This is a genomic window from Roseateles sp. (genome assembly GCF_047654805.1).
In the GTDB taxonomy this organism is placed as follows: Bacteria; Pseudomonadota; Gammaproteobacteria; order Burkholderiales; family Burkholderiaceae_C; genus Pelomonas.
The window spans coordinates 5,489,078-5,509,429 of record NZ_JASGIV010000001.1 but is presented as its reverse complement, the minus strand read 5'-3'; the positions used below and the strand labels follow the sequence as shown (position 1 = coordinate 5,509,429).

At 68.5% G+C, this 20,352-nt stretch carries 20 protein-coding genes; 17 read left to right on the top strand and 3 right to left on the bottom strand.

Features of this window, described 5'->3' with window-relative positions; genetic code table 11:
• Window positions 1–54: 54 nt before the first annotated feature.
• The 10 genes from QM732_RS24940 (at window position 55) to QM732_RS24895 (ending at window position 12,479) form a co-directional block, all read left to right on the top strand.
• A complete protein-coding gene (locus QM732_RS24940; RefSeq protein ID WP_415658779.1) occupies window positions 55–732 on the top strand; it encodes a DUF3348 family protein in 678 nt (225 codons plus the stop codon).
• Complete coding sequence (locus QM732_RS24935; RefSeq protein ID WP_415658778.1) at window positions 729–3,233, top strand: hypothetical protein; 2,505 nt, start codon at window positions 729–731, stop codon at window positions 3,231–3,233. The genes QM732_RS24940 and QM732_RS24935 overlap by 4 nt, the downstream gene beginning before the upstream one ends.
• Entirely contained in the window at window positions 3,226–3,891 is a 666-nt protein-coding gene (locus QM732_RS24930) for an OmpA family protein (protein WP_415658777.1), read from the top strand. Before QM732_RS24935 ends, QM732_RS24930 begins: the two co-directional genes overlap by 8 nt.
• The gene (locus tag QM732_RS24925) at window positions 3,891–4,427 is read left to right on the top strand and encodes a DUF2894 domain-containing protein (protein WP_415658776.1); all 537 of its coding nucleotides are present in this window, start codon (window positions 3,891–3,893) and stop codon (window positions 4,425–4,427) included. Before QM732_RS24930 ends, QM732_RS24925 begins: the two co-directional genes overlap by 1 nt.
• 161 nt (window positions 4,428–4,588) lie before the next feature.
• Window positions 4,589–5,506: an N-acetylmuramoyl-L-alanine amidase gene (locus QM732_RS24920; RefSeq protein WP_415658775.1), complete on the top strand. Its 918-nt coding sequence runs from the start codon at window positions 4,589–4,591 to the stop codon at window positions 5,504–5,506.
• A gap of 7 nt (window positions 5,507–5,513) precedes the next feature.
• Complete coding sequence (locus QM732_RS24915; RefSeq protein ID WP_415658774.1) at window positions 5,514–6,527, top strand: ABC transporter permease; 1,014 nt, start codon at window positions 5,514–5,516, stop codon at window positions 6,525–6,527.
• A complete protein-coding gene (locus QM732_RS24910; RefSeq protein WP_415658773.1) occupies window positions 6,527–7,423 on the top strand; it encodes an ABC transporter permease subunit in 897 nt (298 codons plus the stop codon). The genes QM732_RS24915 and QM732_RS24910 overlap by 1 nt, the downstream gene beginning before the upstream one ends.
• On the top strand, window positions 7,423–8,376 hold the full coding sequence (locus QM732_RS24905) for an ABC transporter ATP-binding protein (protein WP_415658772.1): 954 nt from the start codon (window positions 7,423–7,425) through the stop codon (window positions 8,374–8,376). Before QM732_RS24910 ends, QM732_RS24905 begins: the two co-directional genes overlap by 1 nt.
• Window positions 8,369–9,328 (top strand): peptide ABC transporter ATP-binding protein, encoded by a 960-nt coding sequence (locus QM732_RS24900; protein ID WP_415658771.1) that lies wholly within the window; start codon window positions 8,369–8,371, stop codon window positions 9,326–9,328. Before QM732_RS24905 ends, QM732_RS24900 begins: the two co-directional genes overlap by 8 nt.
• A gap of 157 nt (window positions 9,329–9,485) precedes the next feature.
• Window positions 9,486–12,479, top strand: coding sequence for a TonB-dependent receptor (locus QM732_RS24895; protein WP_415658770.1), 2,994 nt, complete (start codon window positions 9,486–9,488; stop codon window positions 12,477–12,479).
• Between the two features lie 62 nt (window positions 12,480–12,541).
• On the opposite strand, the gene QM732_RS24890 is transcribed toward QM732_RS24895, so the two are convergent.
• From QM732_RS24890 to QM732_RS24880, 3 genes are all read right to left on the bottom strand, one after another.
• The gene (locus QM732_RS24890) at window positions 12,542–12,793 is read right to left on the bottom strand and encodes a glycine zipper domain-containing protein (protein WP_415658769.1); all 252 of its coding nucleotides are present in this window, start codon (window positions 12,791–12,793) and stop codon (window positions 12,542–12,544) included.
• Window positions 12,794–12,967: 174 nt separating this feature from the next.
• Entirely contained in the window at window positions 12,968–13,252 is a 285-nt protein-coding gene (locus QM732_RS24885; RefSeq protein ID WP_415658768.1) for a PsiF family protein, read from the bottom strand.
• 82 nt (window positions 13,253–13,334) lie between these two features.
• Window positions 13,335–14,672: a serine/threonine-protein kinase gene (locus QM732_RS24880; RefSeq protein ID WP_415658767.1), complete on the bottom strand. Its 1,338-nt coding sequence runs from the start codon at window positions 14,670–14,672 to the stop codon at window positions 13,335–13,337.
• Window positions 14,673–14,713: 41 nt separating this feature from the next.
• On the opposite strand from QM732_RS24880, the gene QM732_RS24875 reads away from it, so the two are divergent.
• From QM732_RS24875 to lptB, 7 genes are all read left to right on the top strand, one after another.
• Window positions 14,714–15,103, top strand: coding sequence for a VOC family protein (locus QM732_RS24875; protein WP_415658766.1), 390 nt, complete (start codon window positions 14,714–14,716; stop codon window positions 15,101–15,103).
• A gap of 68 nt (window positions 15,104–15,171) precedes the next feature.
• Window positions 15,172–16,905, top strand: coding sequence for an arginine--tRNA ligase (gene argS, locus QM732_RS24870; protein WP_415658765.1), 1,734 nt, complete (start codon window positions 15,172–15,174; stop codon window positions 16,903–16,905).
• A complete protein-coding gene (locus QM732_RS24865; protein WP_415658764.1) occupies window positions 16,902–17,525 on the top strand; it encodes an SPOR domain-containing protein in 624 nt (207 codons plus the stop codon). Before argS ends, QM732_RS24865 begins: the two co-directional genes overlap by 4 nt.
• A gap of 30 nt (window positions 17,526–17,555) precedes the next feature.
• Window positions 17,556–18,224 carry a thiol:disulfide interchange protein DsbA/DsbL gene (locus QM732_RS24860; RefSeq protein ID WP_415658763.1) on the top strand — a complete coding sequence of 223 codons (669 nt, stop codon included), beginning with the start codon at window positions 17,556–17,558 and terminating at the stop codon, window positions 18,222–18,224.
• On the top strand, window positions 18,221–18,880 hold the full coding sequence (locus QM732_RS24855) for a thiol:disulfide interchange protein DsbA/DsbL (protein ID WP_415658762.1): 660 nt from the start codon (window positions 18,221–18,223) through the stop codon (window positions 18,878–18,880). The genes QM732_RS24860 and QM732_RS24855 overlap by 4 nt, the downstream gene beginning before the upstream one ends.
• A 71-nt stretch (window positions 18,881–18,951) precedes the next feature.
• Entirely contained in the window at window positions 18,952–19,557 is a 606-nt protein-coding gene (gene lptA, locus QM732_RS24850; protein ID WP_415658761.1) for a lipopolysaccharide transport periplasmic protein LptA, read from the top strand.
• Window positions 19,557–20,342, top strand: coding sequence for an LPS export ABC transporter ATP-binding protein (lptB, locus tag QM732_RS24845; RefSeq protein WP_415658760.1), 786 nt, complete (start codon window positions 19,557–19,559; stop codon window positions 20,340–20,342). Before lptA ends, lptB begins: the two co-directional genes overlap by 1 nt.
• Window positions 20,343–20,352: the final 10 nt, after the last annotated feature.

Below are 20,352 nucleotides of genomic sequence, written 5' to 3'. Positions count from 1 at the left end.
TCACTAAAATCCCGCCCTTTTTCCTCGCGCGCCCGCACGGGCACGCCAACCCCGATGCCCGCAATCCAGCCGCCGCAATCCGCGCCCGAGCCTATGGCCCGGCTGCTGCTGCAATGGGGCGTGGCGGCGCCACCGACTGCCCCCGTGGCCGAGCGCCTGGGCGGCTGGCTGGGTTGGGCGGATGCGATTGGCCTGTCACAGGTGCTCGCCAATCCGCCCACCACCGCGACCAGCGACACTGCCCGCCACGAAGCCCAGGACTGGGCCAGCGCCGCGCTGGAGCGCCTGCAGGCCGAGCTGGCCGCCGCCTTTGACGACGCGCTGCTGGAGCGCGAATCCGCCGAGCCCGCGCCCGACGGCGTCCCGCTGGCCGACCTGATGGCGCCCTACCGCCTGCATCACGCCCAGCAGCAGCGTGGCATGGCCGCCCGCGTCGCCACACTGCGCGAGCGGCTGCGCCCTCGCCTGGCCGAGTCCTCTGGAACCCTGGCGCGCCTGGCCCAGTTGGACGCGCTGTTCGAGCGCGCCATCCAGGCCCAGGAACGCGCGCTGCTGGGCGGCCTGCCCGCATTGCTGACGCGCCGCGCCGAAGTCCACCATGCCACCGACCCGCGCCACTGGCGCACCCGAGTCTGGGCCGACCTGCAGCGCCTGCTGCGCGCCGAGCTCGATTTCCGACTTCAACCGGTGCAGGGGCTGATCGAAGCCCTGCACGACGACGCTCCCCGATGAACCGTGTCCTGAACGCCCTTTACCCCCTCGCGCTGGCTGCCGGCCTCGCCGGCATCGCCGGTGCGGCGCTCGCCGCCGCCCGCCACCACCCGGTGGCGCTGGCGATGACGCTGCTGATCGCGGCCTTCTTCGGCCTGGGCGTGCTGGAGCTGCGCGCCTTCCGCCGCGCCGGCCGCGAGCTGGACGCGGCGCTTGCCGCCGAACCCGGCCCGGCCTGGGTCGACAGCTTGCCCGCCGCGCTGCGCGCGGCCGTGCAGCAGCGCCTGGAAGGCCAGCGGGTGGCCCTGCCGGGCCTGGCGCTGGCGCCGGCCCTGGCCGGCCTGCTGGTGCTGCTGGGCATGCTGGGCACCTTCATTGGCCTGGTCATCACGCTGAGCAGCACCGCCTCGGCGCTGGGCCAGACGGCTGACCTGGCGGCGCTGCGCAACGCGCTGGGCGCGCCCGTGCAGGGACTGGGCCTGGCCTTCAGCGCCAGCGTGGCGGGTGTCACCGGCTCGGCCATGCTGGGTCTGATGGTGGCGCTGGCGCGGCGCGAGCGTGCGGCCGTGGGCGCGCGGCTGGACGCGGCGATGCTGGGCCGCCTGCGCCCGCTGACGGCAATGCACCGCCGCGACATCGAGGAGCAGGCCGCCGAGGCCGCCGCGGTACAGGCCGCGCAGCAGAACCAGCGCGAGCTGGTCGGCCAGTTGCAGCAGTTCGCGCAGCAGATGGCCAACCAGCTCGCCGCACAGAACGACCGCTTCCACGGCGAGGCCAGCAAGGCCTACACGGCGCTCGCCGCCAGTGTGGACGCCACGTTGCGCACCAGCCTGGCCGAGAGCGTCGCCCAAGCCGGCGCCGCCATACAGCCTGCCGCTGAGGCCGCAATGGCCGGCATCGCGCGCGAGGCCGCAGCCCTGCACGAGCGCGTGGGCGCGCAGGTGGCCGGGCAGCTTGGCACGCTAGGCGCCCGGTTCGAGGCCGGCGCTGCGCAGATCGGCCAACAGGCCGAGGCCGCCGCCCGCGCCCAGGCCGACGGCCTGGCCCAGCAGCGCGAGGTCGCGCTGAAGCTGCTGGCCGACAGCAGCGCCACGACGCAACAAGCCGTGGAGCGCCTGAGCGAGCGCTGGGCAGGGGAAGCCCAGTCCTTGCTGGACGCGCTGAACGAGGCGGCATCACGCCAGCAGGCCGCGCAGGCGGAACAAGATGCCCAACGGCGCGCACAGGTGCATGCCGAGGTCGAGGCCCTGGGCCGACAGCGCAGTGCCAACGAACAGCTGCTCGTTGCCCAGCGCGAGGCTGCCCAACAGTTGCTGGCCGACAGCAGCACCCGCGCGCAGGCCGCGCTGACGGAGCTGACCGCAGGCTTCGAGGCTCAGACGAAAGTCCTGCTGGACCGCATCGCAGACGCGCAGACTCGCCACGCGGCCCAGCAGGCCGAGCAAGAAGCCCAACGCCATGCGCAGGCCGCTGTCGAAAGCCAGGCGCTGGCACAGCAGCGCCTGGCCAATGAGCAGTTGCTGGCCGCCCAGCGCGAAGCCGCCCAGCAGCTGCTGGCAGCCAGCAGCCAGCGCGCGCAGGACGTGCTGACAGAGCTGAGCACCGGTTTCACCGCGCAGACCAATGCCGCCATTGCCGCGCTGGCCCAGGCGCACACGCAGCTGCAATCTGCCCATGCACACAACGACACCGAGCGCCTGGCCGCCTGGCGCGCAGAGCTGCAATCGGCCGGTGCGACGCAACTGAAGCAGCAGCAGCAGCTCGCGGACCACCTGCTGCAGCACACCCGAGACCTTGTCGCGCAGAACGAAGCGCAAGCCAGGTCCACGCTGACGGAAGCCGGCGAACTGCTGAAGGCCGCCGGCGAGGCGCCGCGAGCGGCCGTGGAAGTGGTCGCCGCGCTGCGCGAGCAACTGGCTCAGAGCCAGGCCCAGGACCGCGCCGCGCTGGCTGAGCGCGCCGAGCTGATGCAGACCGTCTCCACGCTACTGGCTTCGCTGCAGCAGGCCGCTGGCGAACAGCGCGCCGCGCTGGACACGCTGCTGGGCGGCGCGGGCTCTCAAGTCGACGCGCTACTGGACGGCGCGGCAACGCGGGTGAGCGCGCTGCTGGATGGCACCGCCACCCACGTCAACACACTGACCGCCAGTGCCGTGTCGCAGGTGGAGGCGCTGGTCGGCAGCTCCGCCACGCAGCTCGAAGCGCTGGGCCAGCGCTTCACGGCACAGACCGACGCGACCGGGCAGGCACTTGCCGAGGCAGCGACGACCATCGCCGCCAGTGCAGCCGAGATGGGCAGCCTGGGCGAGGGCTTCGGTGCGGCGGTGGAGCAGTTCCAGGGTGCCAACGCGCAGCTGGTGCAGCACCTGTCCGCACTGGAGGAGCGCCTCGCCGGCGCAATGGCGCGCAGCGACGAACAGTTGGGCTACTACGTGGCCCAGGCGCGCGAGGTCATCGATCTTTGCCTGGGATCCCAGAAGCAGGTGCTGGACGCGCTTCAGGGGGCCGCCGCGAATGGATGAGCCGCTGGAGATCGAGCAGGACGGCCAGGTTGAAAGCTCCGGCACGCCCGCATGGGCGGCCTTCGGCGATCTGATGGCCGGCGTGCTGGGCGCCTTCGTACTGGTGCTGGCAGCCGCGCTCGTCGGTCAGCTGGACCTGGCCAACCAGCTCAAGGCCGAGATGGAGCAGCGTCAGGCCGAGCAGGCGCGCCGCGAGGCGCTGGAGCGCGCACTGGCCGGGCCGCTGGCCGACGGGCGCATTACGCTGGTGGAAGGCCGCATCGGCATCAGCGGGGCGGTGCTGTTCGCGACTGGCTCCGATGAGCTGCATGCCGACGGCCGCGCGCTGCTGAAGAGCCTGGCCGTGCCGCTGCGTACCTACCTCTCGCAGCGGGACGAGATCCTGATGGTGAGCGGCTTCACCGACGACCGCGGCCTGATCACCGGCAAGGGCGCGCCAAGGTTCGCAGACAACCTGGAACTGTCCGCGCAGCGTGCGTTGACAGTGACCCGCGTGCTGATGACCGAAGGCCTGCCACCCGACGCCGTGTTTGCCGCCGCCTTCGGGCCGCAGCAGCCAGTCGCGTCCAACGATGACGCGGCCGGGCGTGCGCTCAACCGCCGCGTAGAGATCGCGCCCACGCCGCGGCCACGCCGCGCGGCCGCATCGGCGCCCTGATGGACACACTGGACGATCCCGTCGGCTGGGTCGCGGCTCGGACGGACACCGACCCCGTGCGCCGCCGCGTGCTGGAGGCGCTGGCCCGGCGCGCGGCCGCGCAGCCGCCGGGAGCGCTGCGCGACAAGCTCGTGGCCCGGCTCCTGCAGCGGGCACAAGCCGAGCCGGCACCACCGCCAGTACGGCCATCGGCGAGCACAGCCCGTCCGCTGGCCGCCCTGGTCGCCAAGCTGCATCCCGGCGCCGGCCCCGAGCTGCGCAACGTGCAGGCCCATCGCCGCACCTGGAGCGCGCTGCGGCTGACGCGCCGCATGGCCGAGATCGCCGCACCGGTGCCCGAGCATCTCGGCCCGCTGAACAGCCAGGTGCTGGTCGCGCGCGCGCTGCAGCAGCTCCAGTCCCTGGCACCGGACTATCTGCAGCGACTGTTGGCCCAGCTCGATGCGCTGGCTGTGCTGGCACCACTGCAGGCCGCGGCCGAGGCCGACAAGCCCGCGAGGCCCGCGGCAAGGAAGCCGGCCCCTCGCAAGCGCTGAGGCAGCTTCGCGCGGCGGCAATCTGTCACCGCCCAGCTCGGCCGGCCATCACCTGCCGGCATACCCGCTGCGGCGTCGGGCATGGCTGTCTGCGGGCTCACCCGCACAGGCCCGGCGAGTTGCGCTGCAACAATCCGGGTTCGGCCACCGCCCTCTCGAGCATGAAGTACCTCTCCCGCGTTCTCGCCGCCGTCCCCGCCCTGCTGCTCGCCGCCTGCGCCAGCGTGCCGGCGCCAGTGCCCGCCCCGGCTGCGCCTGGCTCAGCCGCGACGGCCCCCTCGGCCGCCACCGTGCGCGCCCCCCACATCGACCGCAGCTATACCTCGCAGAACCAGGACAGTCGCGCGCTCTACATCGTGCTGCACTACACGGTGCTGGACTGGGAGAAGTCGCTCAAGGTGCTGACGACCGGCGGCCAGGTGTCCAGCCACTACTTGGTGCGCGACAACCCGGCGACCAGCTATCTGCTCGTCGACGAGAACCGCCGCTCCTGGCATGCCGGCGCCAGCTACTGGGCCGGCAACACCAACCTGAACTCAGCCTCCATCGGCATCGAGATCGTCAACCCCGGCTATGTCGACGGCCCCGGTGGGCGTGTCTACGCGCCCTTCCCTCAGGCCCAGATCGACGAGGTCATTGCGCTGGTGCGCGACATCCAGAAACGCCACAACGTGCGCCCTGAGCGCATCATCGGCCATGCGGACATCGCGCCCGGCCGCAAGCAGGATCCCGGCCCCAACTTCCCGTGGAAGCAGTTCGCCGACGCCGGCCTCATTCCCTGGCCGGACGGCCCGCTGGTGACGGTGAAGACGCTGGAGCACGAAGTGGCACCGCGCGACGTGGCGTGGCTGCAGGATCGCCTCGCGCGCATCGGCTACAACGTGTCGCGCTCGGGCCAGATGGACACGCTGACCAAGGAGGTCATCTCCACCTTCCAGATGAAATACCGTCCCCGCGACATCTCCGGCGTGCTGGATGCCGAGACGGCCGCGCTGGTCGAGGTAGCGTCCACGCCCAGCGCGATGCGCGTCAGCGGCGTCTCGGAGACCGAGACGCGGCCCTACACCTCGCGCTGGTAAGCCCCGCATGCTCGGCTTCCTGCTCAAACGCCTGGCCACGCTGGTGCCGACGCTGATTGGCATCACCATCGTCGCCTTCGGCCTGATCCGCCTGGTGCCGGGCGACCCCATCGAGGTGATGATGGGCGAGCGACGCCTGGACCCAGAGGCACACGCAGCGCTGGTCAAGCGCATGGGGCTGGACCAGCCGCTGCCCGTCCAGTACGCCGACTACGTCGGCAAGCTACTCCATGGAGACCTGGGCCAGAGCCTGGTCAGCCGCGAGCCAGTCAGCAAGGAGTTCGCCGCACTGTTCCCGGCCACGGTGGAGCTGGCGACCGCGGCGCTGGTCTTCGCCGTCGGCTTCGGCTTGCTGCTGGGCGTCAGCGCCGGACTCAAACGCGGTTCGCTGCTGGACCAGGGCGTCATGGGCATGGCCACCGTGGGCTATTCCATGCCGGTGTTCTGGTGGGGGCTGATCCTCATCATGTTCTTCTCGGTGCAGCTGGGTTGGACGCCGGTGTCGGGTCGCATCGGCATCGAGTACGACCCCGTGCGCGTGACCGGCTTCATGCTGATCGATGCCGCGCTTAGCGAAGAGGAAGGCGCCTTCAAGTCCGCGCTGATGCACCTCGTCCTGCCGGCGCTTGTGCTGGGCACCAGCACGCTGGCCGTGGTGGCACGCATGACGCGCTCGTCCATGCTGGAGGTGCTGCGCGAGGACTACGTGCGCACCGCGCGCGCCAAGGGCCTGTCGCCCAAGCGCGTGGTCGTCGTGCATGCGCTGCGCAATGCGCTGATCCCGGTGCTGACAGTGGTGGGCCTGCAGACCGGCAGCCTGCTGGCTGGCGCGGTGCTGACCGAGACCATCTTCTCGTGGCCCGGGATCGGCAAGTGGCTGATCGACTCCATCGCGCGGCGCGACTACCCCGTCGTGCAGGCCGGCATTCTGATCTCGGCACTGACTTTCATCGTGGTGAACCTGGTGGTGGACCTGCTGTATGGCGTGGTGAATCCGCGGATTCGGGGCGGAGGACATTGATGAGCGCCGTACTTGAAAAACCCGTCGAGCCGCCCGGCCCGCTGCGTGAGTTCTGGCTCGGCTTCGCCGCCAACCGCGGCGCCTTCATCGCGCTGATCGTGTTTGCCGCCATCGCGCTGGCCTCTCTCTTTGCGCCGCTCATCGCGCCGCACGACCCCGTCGAGCAGTACCGCGACTTCATGCTGACGCCACCCGTCTGGGCCGAGGACGGCAATGCGCAGTTCCTGCTCGGCACCGACGAGCTGGGCCGCGACATGCTGAGCCGGCTACTGCACGGCGGCCGCGTGTCGCTGGGCATCGGCCTGGCAGCCGTCGCGATGTCGCTGGTGCCGGGCGTCATGCTGGGCCTGTGCGCGGCCTTCTTCCAGCGTTTCCTTTCGCCCGCCATCATGCGCGTGATGGACATCGTGCTGGCGCTGCCGGCGCTGCTGCTGGCCATCTGCGTCATCACCATCCTCGGCCCCGGCCTGGTCAACACCGTCATCGCCATCGCCATCGGCGCGCTGCCCGGCTATGTGCGGCTGACGCGCGCAGCGGCACTCGCCGAGATCGGCCGTGACTACGTGACGGCCAGCCGCGTGGCTGGGGCAGGCGTGGCGCGGCTGATGTTCGTGGCCGTGCTGCCCAACTGCATGGCGCCGCTGATCGTCAACGCGACGCTGTCGTTCTCTTCCGCCATCCTCGAAACCGCGGGCCTCGGGTTCCTGGGCCTGGGCGTGCAGGCGCCTACGCCCGAGTGGGGCACCATGCTGTCGGCCGCACGCGACTACATCACGCGTGCGCCCTGGGTCGTCACGCTGCCTGGCCTGACCATCCTCGTGACAGTGCTGGCCATCAACCTGATGGGCGATGGTCTGCGCGACGCGCTGGATCCCAAGTTGAAGAAGGTGTCTTGATGCCGCTGTTGAACATCAAGAACCTCAGAGTCCAGTTCGGCAACTTCCCCGCCGTCGACGGCGTGGATCTGACGCTCGAAGCGGGCGAACTGCTGGGCATCGTCGGCGAGTCGGGCTCTGGCAAGTCCGTCACGATGCTGGCGCTGATGGGCCTCATCGATGCGCCCGGCAAGGTCTCGGCCGATGCCGTCGAGTTCCAGGGTCGCGACCTGCTCAAGCTATCGCCCCGCGAGCGGCGCGCGCTGATCGGTCGCGACGTGGCCATGGTGTTCCAGGATGCGCTGACCAGCCTCAACCCCAGCTATACCGTCGGCGCCCAGATCGCCGAGGTGCTCAAGGCCCACCTGGGCCTGCGCGGATCGGCCGCAAAGCGGCGCGTCGTCGAGTTGCTGGAGCAGGTGGAGATCCCCGACGCGGCCAACCGCGCCAATGCCTACCCCCACCAGCTCTCGGGCGGCATGAACCAGCGCGTGATGATCGCGATGGCCATCGCCTGCGGACCCAAGCTCTTGATCGCCGACGAGCCGACGACGGCGCTGGACGTGACCATCCAGGCCCAGATCATGGCGTTGCTGCTGAAGCTGCAGCGCGAGCAGGGCATGGGCCTGATCATGATCACGCACGACCTCGCGGTGGTGGCCGAAATGGCCCAGCGCGTGGCCGTCATGTACGCTGGCCAGGTGGTCGAGACCGGCCGGGTGCCCGATCTGTTCGACGCGCCACGCCATCCGTACACGAACGCGCTGCTGGCCGCGATCCCCGAACACAACAAGGGCGCCAGACGCCTGTCCGCCCTGCCCGGCATCGTGCCCGGTGCCCTGGACCGGCCCGCGGGCTGCCTGCTGGCGCCGCGCTGCCCGCGGGCACAGGACCGCTGCCGCGCAGAGCGCCCAGCGCTGGAGGACGGCGTGCGCTGCTTCTTCCCCATCGAGGAGGCTGCCGCCCATGTCTGAACTTCTGCTCGAGGCCAGTGACCTCGCCCGGCACTACACGGTCGGCCGCGGCCTGTTCAAGCCCAAGGCCACCGTCAAGGCACTCAACGGTGTCAGCTTCGCGCTCAGCAGTCGCAAGACGCTGGCCGTGGTCGGCGAGTCCGGCTGCGGCAAGAGCACGCTGGCACGGCAGCTGACGTTGATCGAGCCCCCCACGCGAGGCGCGCTGAAGATCCGCGGCACCGATGCCGCCACCGCCGATGCCGCCACGCTGAAGACCCTGCGCCGCGACGTGCAGATGGTGTTCCAGAACCCGTTCGCGTCGCTGAACCCGCGCAAGACCATCGAGACGACACTGGCGGAGCCGCTGCTGATCAACACGCCCATGAGCGCTGCTGAGCGCAAGGAGCGGGTCGCCACGCTGGCCACCAAGGTGGGCCTGCGACCCGAGCACCTGCGCCGCTATCCGCACATGTTCTCGGGCGGCCAGCGCCAGCGCATCGCGATCGCGCGGGCCATGATCCTGAATCCCGGCATCGTCGTCGCCGACGAGCCGGTGAGCGCATTGGATGTGTCCATCCAGGCCCAGATCCTGAACCTGTTCATGGACCTGCAGGACGAGTTCGGCACCGGCTATGTGTTCATCTCGCACAACCTGTCGGTGGTGGAGCACGTGGCCGATGAGGTGATGGTGATGTACCTCGGCGCGGCGGTGGAAGTGGGCGACAAGAAGACTCTGTTTGCGCAACCGCTGCATCCCTACACGCGCGCCCTGATGAGCGCGACACCGGCGCTGCGCCAGGCCGACCGGCGCGAGCGCATCGTCATCCACGGCGAGCTACCCAGCCCGCTGAACCCACCTAGCGGCTGCAGCTTCCACAAGCGCTGCCCGCTGGCCCAGCCCCGCTGCGCGCAAGAGGCGCCGCAACTGCGCGAGGTGGAGGGCCGACAGGTCGCCTGTCACATGGTTTAGGGACAGCCCCGGGGCGGGGCATAACGGCGACGCATGCCCTAGCGCCATTCCGTCATGCGTGCAGTGTTGCTTGGGTGCCGACTTCCCGGCCCCGAGGCTCGCACCACCCTTTGAGCATCGCAAGAATCTTTGCGATCGGAAATCTTCGGAGACTCAGATGAAATTCAAGACCACACCGGTGAGCCAGGGCCTCGCCTGCCTGTTCGCCCTGATGCACGGCGCAGCCTTCGCCCAGCAAACCGAAACCCAGGATGCCGACAAGGCCAAGGCACAGTCTCTGGAGGCCGTCGTCGTCACGGGCATCCGCGCCTCCAACGAGCGCGCTCTGCTGATGAAGCGCGAAGCCTCGGCCAACGTGGACGTCATCACGGCCCTGGACGTCGGCAAGATGCCCGACAAGAACCTCGCTGACTCGCTGCAGCGCGTGGTCGGCGTGGCCGTGCGCACGGACTACGACGAGGCCGAGAAGGTGTCGATGCGCGGTGCAAACCCCGACATGTCGCTGATCCTGTTCAACGGCCACACCGTCTCCGGCGGCGACTGGTACTTGAGCGACCAGGCCTCCAGCAGCCGCTCCACCAGCCTGTCGCTGATGCCCTCGTCGGTGCTGAACGCAGCCACCGTCTACAAGACCTCGCAGGCCAACATCGTCGACGGCGGCCTGGCCGGCACCATCAACGTCACGACCCGCAAGCCCCTGGACGGCAAGAAGGGCTTCAGTGGCGTGGTCAGCGCCGGCGGTGTGTATGCCGACCTGCCCGGCAAGACCAGCCCGCAGCTCAACGCCAGCGTGAACTGGAAGAACGAGGACAGCACCCTGGGTTTCATCGGCCAGGTCTTCGCTGAGAAGCGCTACATCCGCCGCGACACCGCCTCGCGCTTCGCCTACGGCGCCAATTCCGGCTGGGACCAGATCAACACCGCCACCATGCTGGGCATCACCGACGCCTCGCTGGCCGGTACAGGCCTCAAGGCCTCTGACCTGAACGGTGTGCGACTGCCCGGCTCCATGTCCACCGAATTCGTGGAAGGCGTGCGCGACCGCAAGGGCGGCATGTTCTCCGGCCAGTTCAAGCCCACCAGCAACACCGAAGTGGGCATGACGGGTTTCTATTCCAAGATGAACGCGGCCAACTTCGGCCGCGCCTCCATGGGTGCCATCTACCAGATGCTGGCCGGCCAGGCCGGCCCTCTGGGTGGCACCACGGCCACCAACGTCAACGGCCAGCGCGTCTACGCCTCCATCAAGAACCCGGTCATCGTCGAGGAGACGACGGTCTACGGCGACAAGCTGCGCGTGCTGAAGTCCGCGGAAATCTCCTACGCCGATGGCCTGCCGGCACAGTACGTCGGCGACTCTGAGGGTTTCTACCGCAGCGGCGCCTACGCCAGCTCCGGCTTCCTCGACCTGGATGGCAAATGGGTCGTCAACGACAGGCTGACCCTCAAGGGCCTGCTGAGCACGACCAAGGGCGTCGGCCACACCGACATGGACCGCGGCCTGACCTACTCGCGCTACGGCCAGGGCATCAAGTACGACATCACCGACCTCGAGAAGGCGCCGGACTTCAGCTGGATCAACGCCGGCAGCGGCACCACGCCGCTGGCCAGCACCGCGGCCGCAGGCACGCCCGGCTACCGGCTGACCGGCCGCAGCGGCCTGAACCGCTACCACACCATCGACAGCGAGAAGAGCATTGCCATCGACGGCGAGTACACGCAGGACAGCGGCATCTTCAGCTCGCTGAACTTCGGCTTCCGCAACGCCGATCACCGCCGCCAGTACGGCCTGTCGACCGTAGCCCTGAAGTCCGCCTTCGTGGCAGCCAACGCCCCCGACCCCGCGCTGGCCGTTCCCTACCCCAGCGACTTCGGCCAGTACCTCGGTGGCAACTTCGACAACTCCGGCTTCTACTTCTCGAAGGACACGCTGACCAAGCTGTTCGGCGACCTGGCCAAGGAGACCAATTCGCAGTGGGAGCGCCGCATCGCCAACTCCATCGATCTGCGTGAAGTCCAAACCGCGGCCTACATGATGCAGAACCTGGAAGGCGACAAGTGGTCGGGCAACGTCGGCGTGCGCCTGGTCCGCACGGCGGTAACCTCGCGCACTCCAGTTCCCATCCCCGCAGGCGCCTGCCTGCGCATCGAGCCGGGCAAGCCCTACGTGCCCTGCGCCGCCTACCCTGACGCCATCATCGACGTCAGCGAAGGCCAGCCTTACTACGACAACGTGCCGTTCAATGGCGCCACCGGCACGATCTACCGCAAGGAATCCGTCCGCCGCGTCTTCGACGACATCCTGCCCAGCCTGAACCTGCGCTACGAGGTCGCCAAGAACGTGATCGGCCGCCTGGGCCTGTCCAAGACCATCGGCCGCCAGAACTACAACCTCTACGGGGCGACCTACTCCAGCCCCAGCTGCACCTCGCAGGGCTGCACGGTCACCGGCCCGAACCCCAACCTCAAGCCGCTGAGTTCGCGCAACCTGGACATTTCGGTGGCCTGGTACTACGCCAAGCGTTCCATGCTGTCGCTGTCGGCGTTCAGCTCGCTGATCGACGGCTACGCCAAGACCGGCGGCACGGCGTCGGGCCAATCTGTCGAGCTGTACGACGGCACCACCAACACCTACCGCACCTACATGATCAACACCTCGACCCAGCAACGGGCCCGCATCCGCGGCCTGGAGCTGAGCTGGGAGCAACCGATCGCGTGGGGCTTCGGCTTCCAGTCCAACGCCAGCTACGCGGAAACGCGCGTGGAGGACGGCCGCCCGATGAACGGCGCTTCCAAGATCGCCGGCAATCTGGGCGTGTACTGGGAAAACGACGTGCTCAGCGCCCGCCTGGTCTACAACTACCGCGGCTCCTACGTGTCCAGCACGACGGCGCCTTCGCCCACGGCCAACAGCCAGGGCATGTCGACCATCGGTGGCGTGCTGATGCCCAGCGCCCCGACGATCGCAGCACCGGTGTCCAACGTGGCTTTCTCGGCCAACTACAACATCACGACTGCGCTGCAGATCGCTTTCAGCGCCACCAATCTGACCAACCCGGTCCGTGCCACCTACCGCTACAGCGAGGCCGAGCAGCAGAAGGTCGACGCCAGCGGTCGCCAGTACTATCTGGAAGCACGCTACAAGTTCTGATTGCAGAACCTGCAGCCCTGAACAAAGGCCGGCCTAGCCGGCCTTTGTCTTTTCGCGCCGCGCTAGCGGCGCTTCTTCGAGATCTCGTTGCCAACGACGCCACCGGCCGCGGCGCCGACTGCGGCCCCGGCCGTCGTGCCCGTCACCACGCCGCCCACGACAGCACCAGCCGTCGCACCGACCACGGTGCTGGTCTCACGCGCCGACATGCCGGCGCAGCCGGCCAAGGCCAGCGTCGCCGCAGCGGCGACGGATAGAAGCGTCAGGCGCCAATATGAGGCGCCGGGAAGGGAAGTCATGGCAAGGCTGCTCATGTTCTGCTCCTTGGGGAGTGGATTCGTGAGTCAACTTTGATCGCCAGTCGCGCCGGGCGGAACCGGCCTGAGGGCCGAGCACCTGTCGGACACGGCCTACCGCCCAAGAAAAAGAGCCACCCGGGCGGTGGCTCTCGTCCTACATGGCCGGGCAGGGCCGGTCAGGTCGCCAAGTCAGCTCGGTGCCGACGCGGCCGCATCGGCCATGCACTTCTTGATGTGGCTCTTGGCCGCTGCACCGTGCAGCTTCTTGTCGGCAGCAGACTTCTCGCATGCCGCGCCCGGCGCCGCAGCCTCGGCCGGCTTGGCGGCCAGGCATTCCTTCATGAAGGCCTTGCGCTCATCCCCCTTCTTGCCCTTGGCCTCGACGTTGCAGGTCTTCATCTTGTCCTGCTGCGGCGTAGCCTGGGCCCCGAAGGCGACGGCGGTGCAAGCGAGCAGGATGGCAAATCGTTTCATCGGGAACTCCTTCCTCAAGAGTTGGTGAGGCGAGCCATTCAAGCACGCGGCCGTGACAGTGCCAAGCCTTGTTTCATCGACGTCACAGAATCCTGCGTGGATGGGCCAGGGCCTCGTGCGCGGCATGCAGACGGCGCACCAGCACGCGGATGAAGCCACGATCGAAGCGGTGCTGGCACTCGGGGCTGAGCTGCCCCAGCGACTCGGGCGTGAAGGAGATGGTGGTGCACTCCTGGCTGACCTTGATGTCCGTGCTGTGGCGGCGCAGGTCGGGGTTGGGCGCGAGGTAGGCCATCTCGCCCACCGACGTCCCCTGGCCCAGGGTGGCCACCATCCGCCCCTCACGGAAGACCTCCACCTCGCCCTGCGCGATGATGTGGAAGCTGTTGCCCTCCTGGCCACGCTTGAAGAGGGCATAGCCCACCGGGTAGCGCTTCCAGCGCGCGCGCCGCGCCACCTCCCAAAGCTGCACGTCGCCGAAGTCGGAGAAGAACTCCAGCGAACGCAGCAGGTTGAAACGCTCCGAGTCGCGCACCTCGCCCAGGCGGTTCAGCGGCACCTGCTGGCTGGCAACCAGGGCCGACAGGGCTTGCGCAAAGCTGTCCCAGTCGGCGTAACGCTCCTGCGGCGACTTGGCCAGCGCCCGCAGCACGACGGCGTCCAACGCCGCGCTGACGCCCTGCCGCTGGTCAACCAGCGGCAGCGGCGGCTGGTGATAGATCTGGTGCATCAGCGCCATCTGGTGCGGTGCCTCGAAGGGGGGGCGGCCGCCGATGAGGTTGTAGAGCACAGCTCCCAGCGCGTAGATGTCGGCGCGGCAGTCCACGTCGCCGCCCTCGATCTGCTCGGGTGGCATGTACGCCAGCGAGCCGACGCGATGGATCTGCGTCGCGTCGGCGTTCAGGTTCAGCGCTGACCCGAAATCGCTGACCTTGACGTCCACGACCTGGCCTGCGGCGTCCAGCACGGCCAGCAGATTGGCCGGCTTGACGTCGCGGTGGATGACCCCTTGCCGATAGACATAGCTCAACGCCATCGCACACTTGAAGCCCAGCTCGACGATCTGGTCCAGCGGCAGCAGGCGATCGCTGCGGCAGAAGTGCTTCAGCGTGACACCAGGCACGTACTCCATGACAAGGTAGGGCGCTTCACCTTCGGAGACGGCGTCAAGGATGGCGACGACGTTGGGATGGTTCAGCCGACCGGCCAGGGCTGCCTCGGCACTGAAGAAGCGGCTGCTGAAGTCGCTGCCCGGCGCATCCGCGGGCGGCGCCCAGGCGCGCATGCGCTTGATGGCCACGTCCACTCCCTGGAAGGGATCGCGGGCCAGGAAGACGTCGCTGGTCGCCCCCTCACCAAGGCGCTTGACCACCTGGTAGCGGCCGATGTGGGGAGGCAGGTCGTCGGCGATGGCGCTCATCGCGGGGCATGATACGGGCCGCTCCCGGAGGTAGCAGGCCCTTGTTGTCCCACGTATTTCTCGGCATCCGCGACTTCGAACGCGCCCTGGCCTTCTACAGGCCGCTGCTGACCCTGCTTGGTGCCAGGGAGCGCTTCTGCGACCCGGCACGGCCCTGGGCTGGCTGGCAAAGCGAACCGGGCCCCCGCCCGTTGCTGGTCATCAGCCCCCCCTTCGAGGGCGTGCACGAGCCTGGCAATGGCCAGATGGTGGCGTTGCTGGCCGCCCGCCGGGCGCTGGTGGACGAGGCCCACGCCATCGCCATGGCCCACGGCGGCCGCTGCGAGGGCCTGCCGGGCCTGCGGCCGCAGTACCACGCCGACTACTACGGCGCCTACTTCCGCGATCCCGATGGCAACAAGCTCTGCGTCGCCTGCCACGAAGCGCCCTAGCGACGAGTCGGCAGGGTGACCCGGCCGTACGTTCTGGATGGCCGAGGCCCGCCTCCTAAAATCGCCCCATGATCCAAGCCAAGCAGGCGCTGCTCGCCGCACTCGCCGAATCCCTCCAGGACATCGCCCCAGGCTCCAACGCCGTGGCGGCCTTCGAATCCCCCAAGCAGGCCGCCCACGGCGACTTTGCCTGCACCGCCGCAATGCAGCTGGCCAAGCCGCTCAAGGCCAATCCGCGCGAACTGGCCACCCGCCTGATCGCTGCGCTGGAAGCCAAGCCGGCCTTTCAGACCTGGGTGCAGTCGCTGGAGATTGCCGGCCCGGGCTTCATCAACATCCGCTTGAAGCCTGCAGCCAAGCAGGCCGTGGTCGCCGAGGTGCTGGCCGCAGGCACCAAGTTCGGCCATCGCCCGACCACCGGCAAGCACGTGATGATCGAGTTCGTATCGGCCAACCCGACCGGACCTCTGCATGTGGGGCATGCCCGCCAGGCCGCGCTGGGCGACTCGCTGTGCTCGGTGTTCCAGAGCCAAGGCCACCAGGTCACGCGCGAGTTCTATTACAACGACGCTGGCGTGCAGATTGGCACCCTGGCCCACTCCACGCAGTTGCGCCTGAAAGGCTTCAAGCCGGGCGACGACTGCTGGCCGACCGACCCGGACAACCCAGAGAGCAAGAAGTTCTACAACGGCGATTACATCCAGGACATCGCCGACGCCTACCTGGCCAAGGAGACTGTCAAGGCCGACGACCGCGAGTTCACCGGCTCGGGTGATGTCGACGACCTGGACAGCATCCGCCAGTTCGCCGTGGCCTATCTGCGCCACGAGCAGGACCTGGATCTGCAGGCCTTCGGCCTCAAGTTCGACAACTACTTCCTTGAGACCAGCGTCTACAAGAGCGGCCAACTCGACGCCGCCGTGCAGCGCATGGTGGACAGCGGCAAGACCTACGAGAAGGATGGCGCGCTGTGGTTCAAGTCCACCGACTATGGTGACGACCAGGACCGCGTGATGCGCAAGTCGGAGGGCGGTTACACCTATTTCGTGCCTGACGTGGCCTACCACGTCAACAAGTTCGAGCGCGGCTACACCCAGTGCATCAACATCCAGGGCACCGACCACCACGGCACCATCGCCCGCGTGCGCGGCGGCCTGCAGGCCCAGAACCTGGGCATCCCGCAGGGCTTCCCGGACTACGTGCTGCACAAGATGGTCACGGTGATGAAGGCCGGCGAGGAGGTCAAGATCTCCAAGCGCGCCGGTAGCTACGTGACGCTACGCGACCTCATCGATTGGACGAGCCGCGACGCGGTGCGCTTCTTCCTGATCAGCCGCAAGGCCGACACCGAGTTCGTCTTCGACATCGACCTGGCACTGAAGCAGAACGATGAGAACCCGGTGTTCTACGTGCAGTACGCGCATGCGCGCATCTGCTCTGTGATCCGCAAATGGGGCGGCGACCTTTCCACGGCTGCCGACCTGAGCCTGCTGAGCGCGCCGACCGAGGAAGCGCTGATGCTCAAGCTGGCCGCCTACCCCGACATGCTGACCGGTGCCGCCAACGGCATCGCGCCGCACGACGTGGCCTTCTACGCCCGCGATCTGGCCGGTGCCTACCACTCCTACTACGCCGCCGAGCGCGTGATGGGCCAGGCGCCCGAACTGAGCCGCGCCCGCATCGCACTGCTGGCCGCTACGCGCCAGGTGCTGGCCAATGCGCTGGGCATGCTGGGCGTCAGCGCGCCCGAGCAAATGAGCCGCGACACTGCCGAATCCTCGGAAACCTCGGAGAGCGAATGACTGCGTCCAAACCCGCCAGCCAGAAGAACCAGAAGGGCGGCTTCGTCCTCGGGCTGATCGTCGGCCTGCTGGTCGGCCTGGCCGTCGCCCTGGGCGTGGCCCTCTACATCAACAAGACGCCAATCCCGTTCAGGGACAAGGTGCCGCAGCGTACTGCTGAACAGGACGCCCAGGAGGCTGAGCGCAACCGCAACTGGGACCCCAACGCCCCGCTGGCCGGCAAGGCCGCGCGTAGCGCCAGCGGCGTCGTCAACGCGCCCGCCGCGGCGCCCAGCGCCCCTGCCGTCCCTGCCAGCGCCGCCACCCCGCCGCAGACCAAGCCGGCCAAGGCTGAGACCGCAGCGGCGTCCGCGCCTGCAGCGGCAGCCGCGGCGGGTGCCGACGCCTATGCCTACTTCGTGCAGGCCGGCGCCTTCACCCGCCCCGAGGATGCCGAGACCCAGAAGGCCAAGCTGGCCATCCAGGGCTTCACGGCCAAAGTCATGGAGCGCGAGCAGAACGGCCGCACCGTCTACCGGGTGCGCCTCGGCCCCTCGGACACGCGAGAAGCGGCCGAAGACCTGCAGCGCAAGATTGAGGGGGCTGGCTTCGAGGCCAATCTCGTTCGTGTACAACGCTGAAACCGCACCGTTTGAAGGACTCCTGACCCCATGAAGCGCCGCCATTTCTCCACCCTGCTCGCCACCACGCCGCTCGCGGCCACGACCGGAACGGCCCTGGCCCAGGGCGGCCCCGTCGAGGGCCGCCACTACGTGGTCCTCAACCCGCCGCTGGCGTCGACGCCGGGCAAGATCGAGGTGGTCGAGTTCTTCTGGTACGGCTGCCCGCACTGCTACGCCTTTGAGCCGGCCGTCGAAGCCTGGACCAAGCAGCTGCCGGCCGACGTGGCCTTCCGCAAGGTGCACGTTGCCTTCCGCGCCAACGTCAAGATCCATCAGCGCATGTTCTATGCGCTCGAGGCACTGGGCAAGGAGGCTGCTGCCCGCCCGGCCATCTTCAGCGCCATGCACCAACAGGGCCTGGCCTTGGACGATGCCAAAAGCCAGGCCAAGTTCCTCGCTCCGCTCGGCATCGACCCCGTCAAGTACCAGGAGGCCTACAACTCCTTCGGCGTGGTCACCAAATGCCAGCAGGCCGAGAAGCTGTCCGAGGCCTACCGCATCGACGGCGTGCCTTGCATCGGCATCGGTGGTCGCTTCCTGACATCACCCGGCCATGCGGGCGCAGGCGCCAGCCAGCGCCTGCCCGAGCATGAGCTGGGCCAGAAGGCGCTGCAGATCACCGACTTCCTGATCCAGCGCGTCCGCAGCAAGGCATGAAGCGACGCGACGCGGCCGCCGCACTGATCGCCGCCGGCTTCGGCCCCGCGACGTTCGCGCAAGGCGGCCCCGTCGAAGGCAAGCACTATGTGCGCCTGGGTCAGGCACTACCCGGCACTCCAGGCAGGATAGAAGTCGTCGAGTTCTTCTTCTACAGATGCCCCCATTGCTATGCCTTCGACCCGCTGCTGGAGGCTTGGGCACATGGACTGCCGGGCGATGTGAGCTTGCGCAGGGTGCCCGTGGGCCAGCAGGCCGTGCTCAAACTGCACCAGCGCATGTTCTATGCGCTGGACAGCATGGGTGCGCTGACTCCGGCCGTGCATGCAGGCATCTTCAACGCCGTCCATCGCGCTGGCGTGGAGCTTCATGACGAGGCCGCCATCGTCGCCCTTGTCGCCCGCCTGGGCGTCGATGCAGCCGCGTTCAAGCAGACTTTCAACTCCTTCGGCGTACAGACCAGGATGGCGCAGGGGCTGAAGCTGGCCGAAGCCGCGGGCGTGGACAGCGTGCCGGCCCTCGTCGTTGCAGGGCGCTGGCGCACCGGCCCCGGCATGGCCGGCTCGCCGGGCCAGAGCGAGGCCGTCATGGGTCAGCAGGCGCTGGCCGTGGTGGACTTCCTTGTCAAGCAGGCACGCCGCGAAAAAACTTCCTGAGGCACTTGCCGCTCCGGAAAGCCTGGCGACGGCAGCAGCCCCCTAGAATGGCCTGCAACTTCCGTGCCGCCATGCATCGCCTGCTCATCCCGCTCGCTCTCATGCTCGCCTTTTCCGCCGCCCAGGCGGAGAAGGCCGACCGGCTGAAGCCCTTCGTGTTCTCGTCGGACAAGACAGGCCTGGTGGACGCCGTCAACCAGCGCACTGAGCTGCTGGGCAACGTCGTCATCACCAAGGGCAGCCTGCTGCTGCGCGCCGAGAAGGTGGATGTGCGTGAGACGCGCGACGGCTACCACCAGGCTTTCGCCAGCGGTGTGGCCGGCCAGCCGGTCAGCTTCCGCCAGGCCCGCGACATCCCTGGCGAGGCTATCGATGGCGTGGCCAACCAGCTCGAGTACGACACGCGCACCGAGACCGTGCGCTTCATCGGCAACGCCACCGTGCGCCGCCTGCGTGGCACCGCCGTGGCCGAGGAGGTGACGGGTGCCGTCATCGTCTACAACAGCCGTACCGAGGTCTTCACGCTGGAGGGCGGCAGCGCCTCGCCCAACCCCAATGGCCGTACCCGCATCGTCATGATGCCGCGCGCGCAGCCAGGCGATGAGCCGGCCTCCGCGCCGGCAGCCCCCCTGCCGCTGAAGCCATCGACGACGCTGCAGCCGGGCAAACCTTCGTGATGGCCGACACCCTCGCCAGCCCCTCGGGGACGACGCCGATCTGTGGCAGCCGGCTCGAGGCCGAAGGCCTCGCCAAGACTTATGGCGTGCGCAAGGTCGTCAAGAACGTGCATGTGCGCGTGGACTGCGGTGAGGTCGTAGGCCTGCTGGGACCCAACGGCGCCGGCAAGACGACCAGCTTCTACATGATCGTGGGTCTGGTGCGCTCGGACGCCGGCATCATCCGCATCGACGGCGCCGAGGTGCAGCGCCTGCCCATCCATTCGCGAGCCCGCCTGGGCCTGTCCTACCTGCCGCAGGAAGCCTCCATCTTCCGCAAGCTCACCGTCGAGCAGAACATACGCGCCGTGCTGGAGCTGCAGCAGGACGAGCGCGGCAAGGCATTGCCGAAAGCGCGCATCGACGAGCTGCTCAACGGCTTGCTGCACGACCTCTCCATCGAGGGGCTGCGTGACAGCCCGGCACCGGCGCTGTCGGGCGGTGAGCGTCGCCGCGTCGAGATCGCCCGTGCGCTGGCCACACAGCCGCGCTTCATCCTGCTGGACGAGCCCTTCGCCGGCGTGGACCCGATCGCAGTGCTGGAGATCCAGCGCATCATCAGCTTCCTGAAGGCGCGCGGCATCGGCGTGCTGATCACGGACCACAACGTCCGCGAGACCCTGGGCATCTGCGACCGTGCCTACATCATCAGCGAGGGGGCCGTGCTGGCCGAAGGCACGCCCGACGAGATCGTGGCCAACGCCGACGTGCGCAAGGTCTATCTCGGCGAACATTTCCGCATGTAGGCCTGAAGGG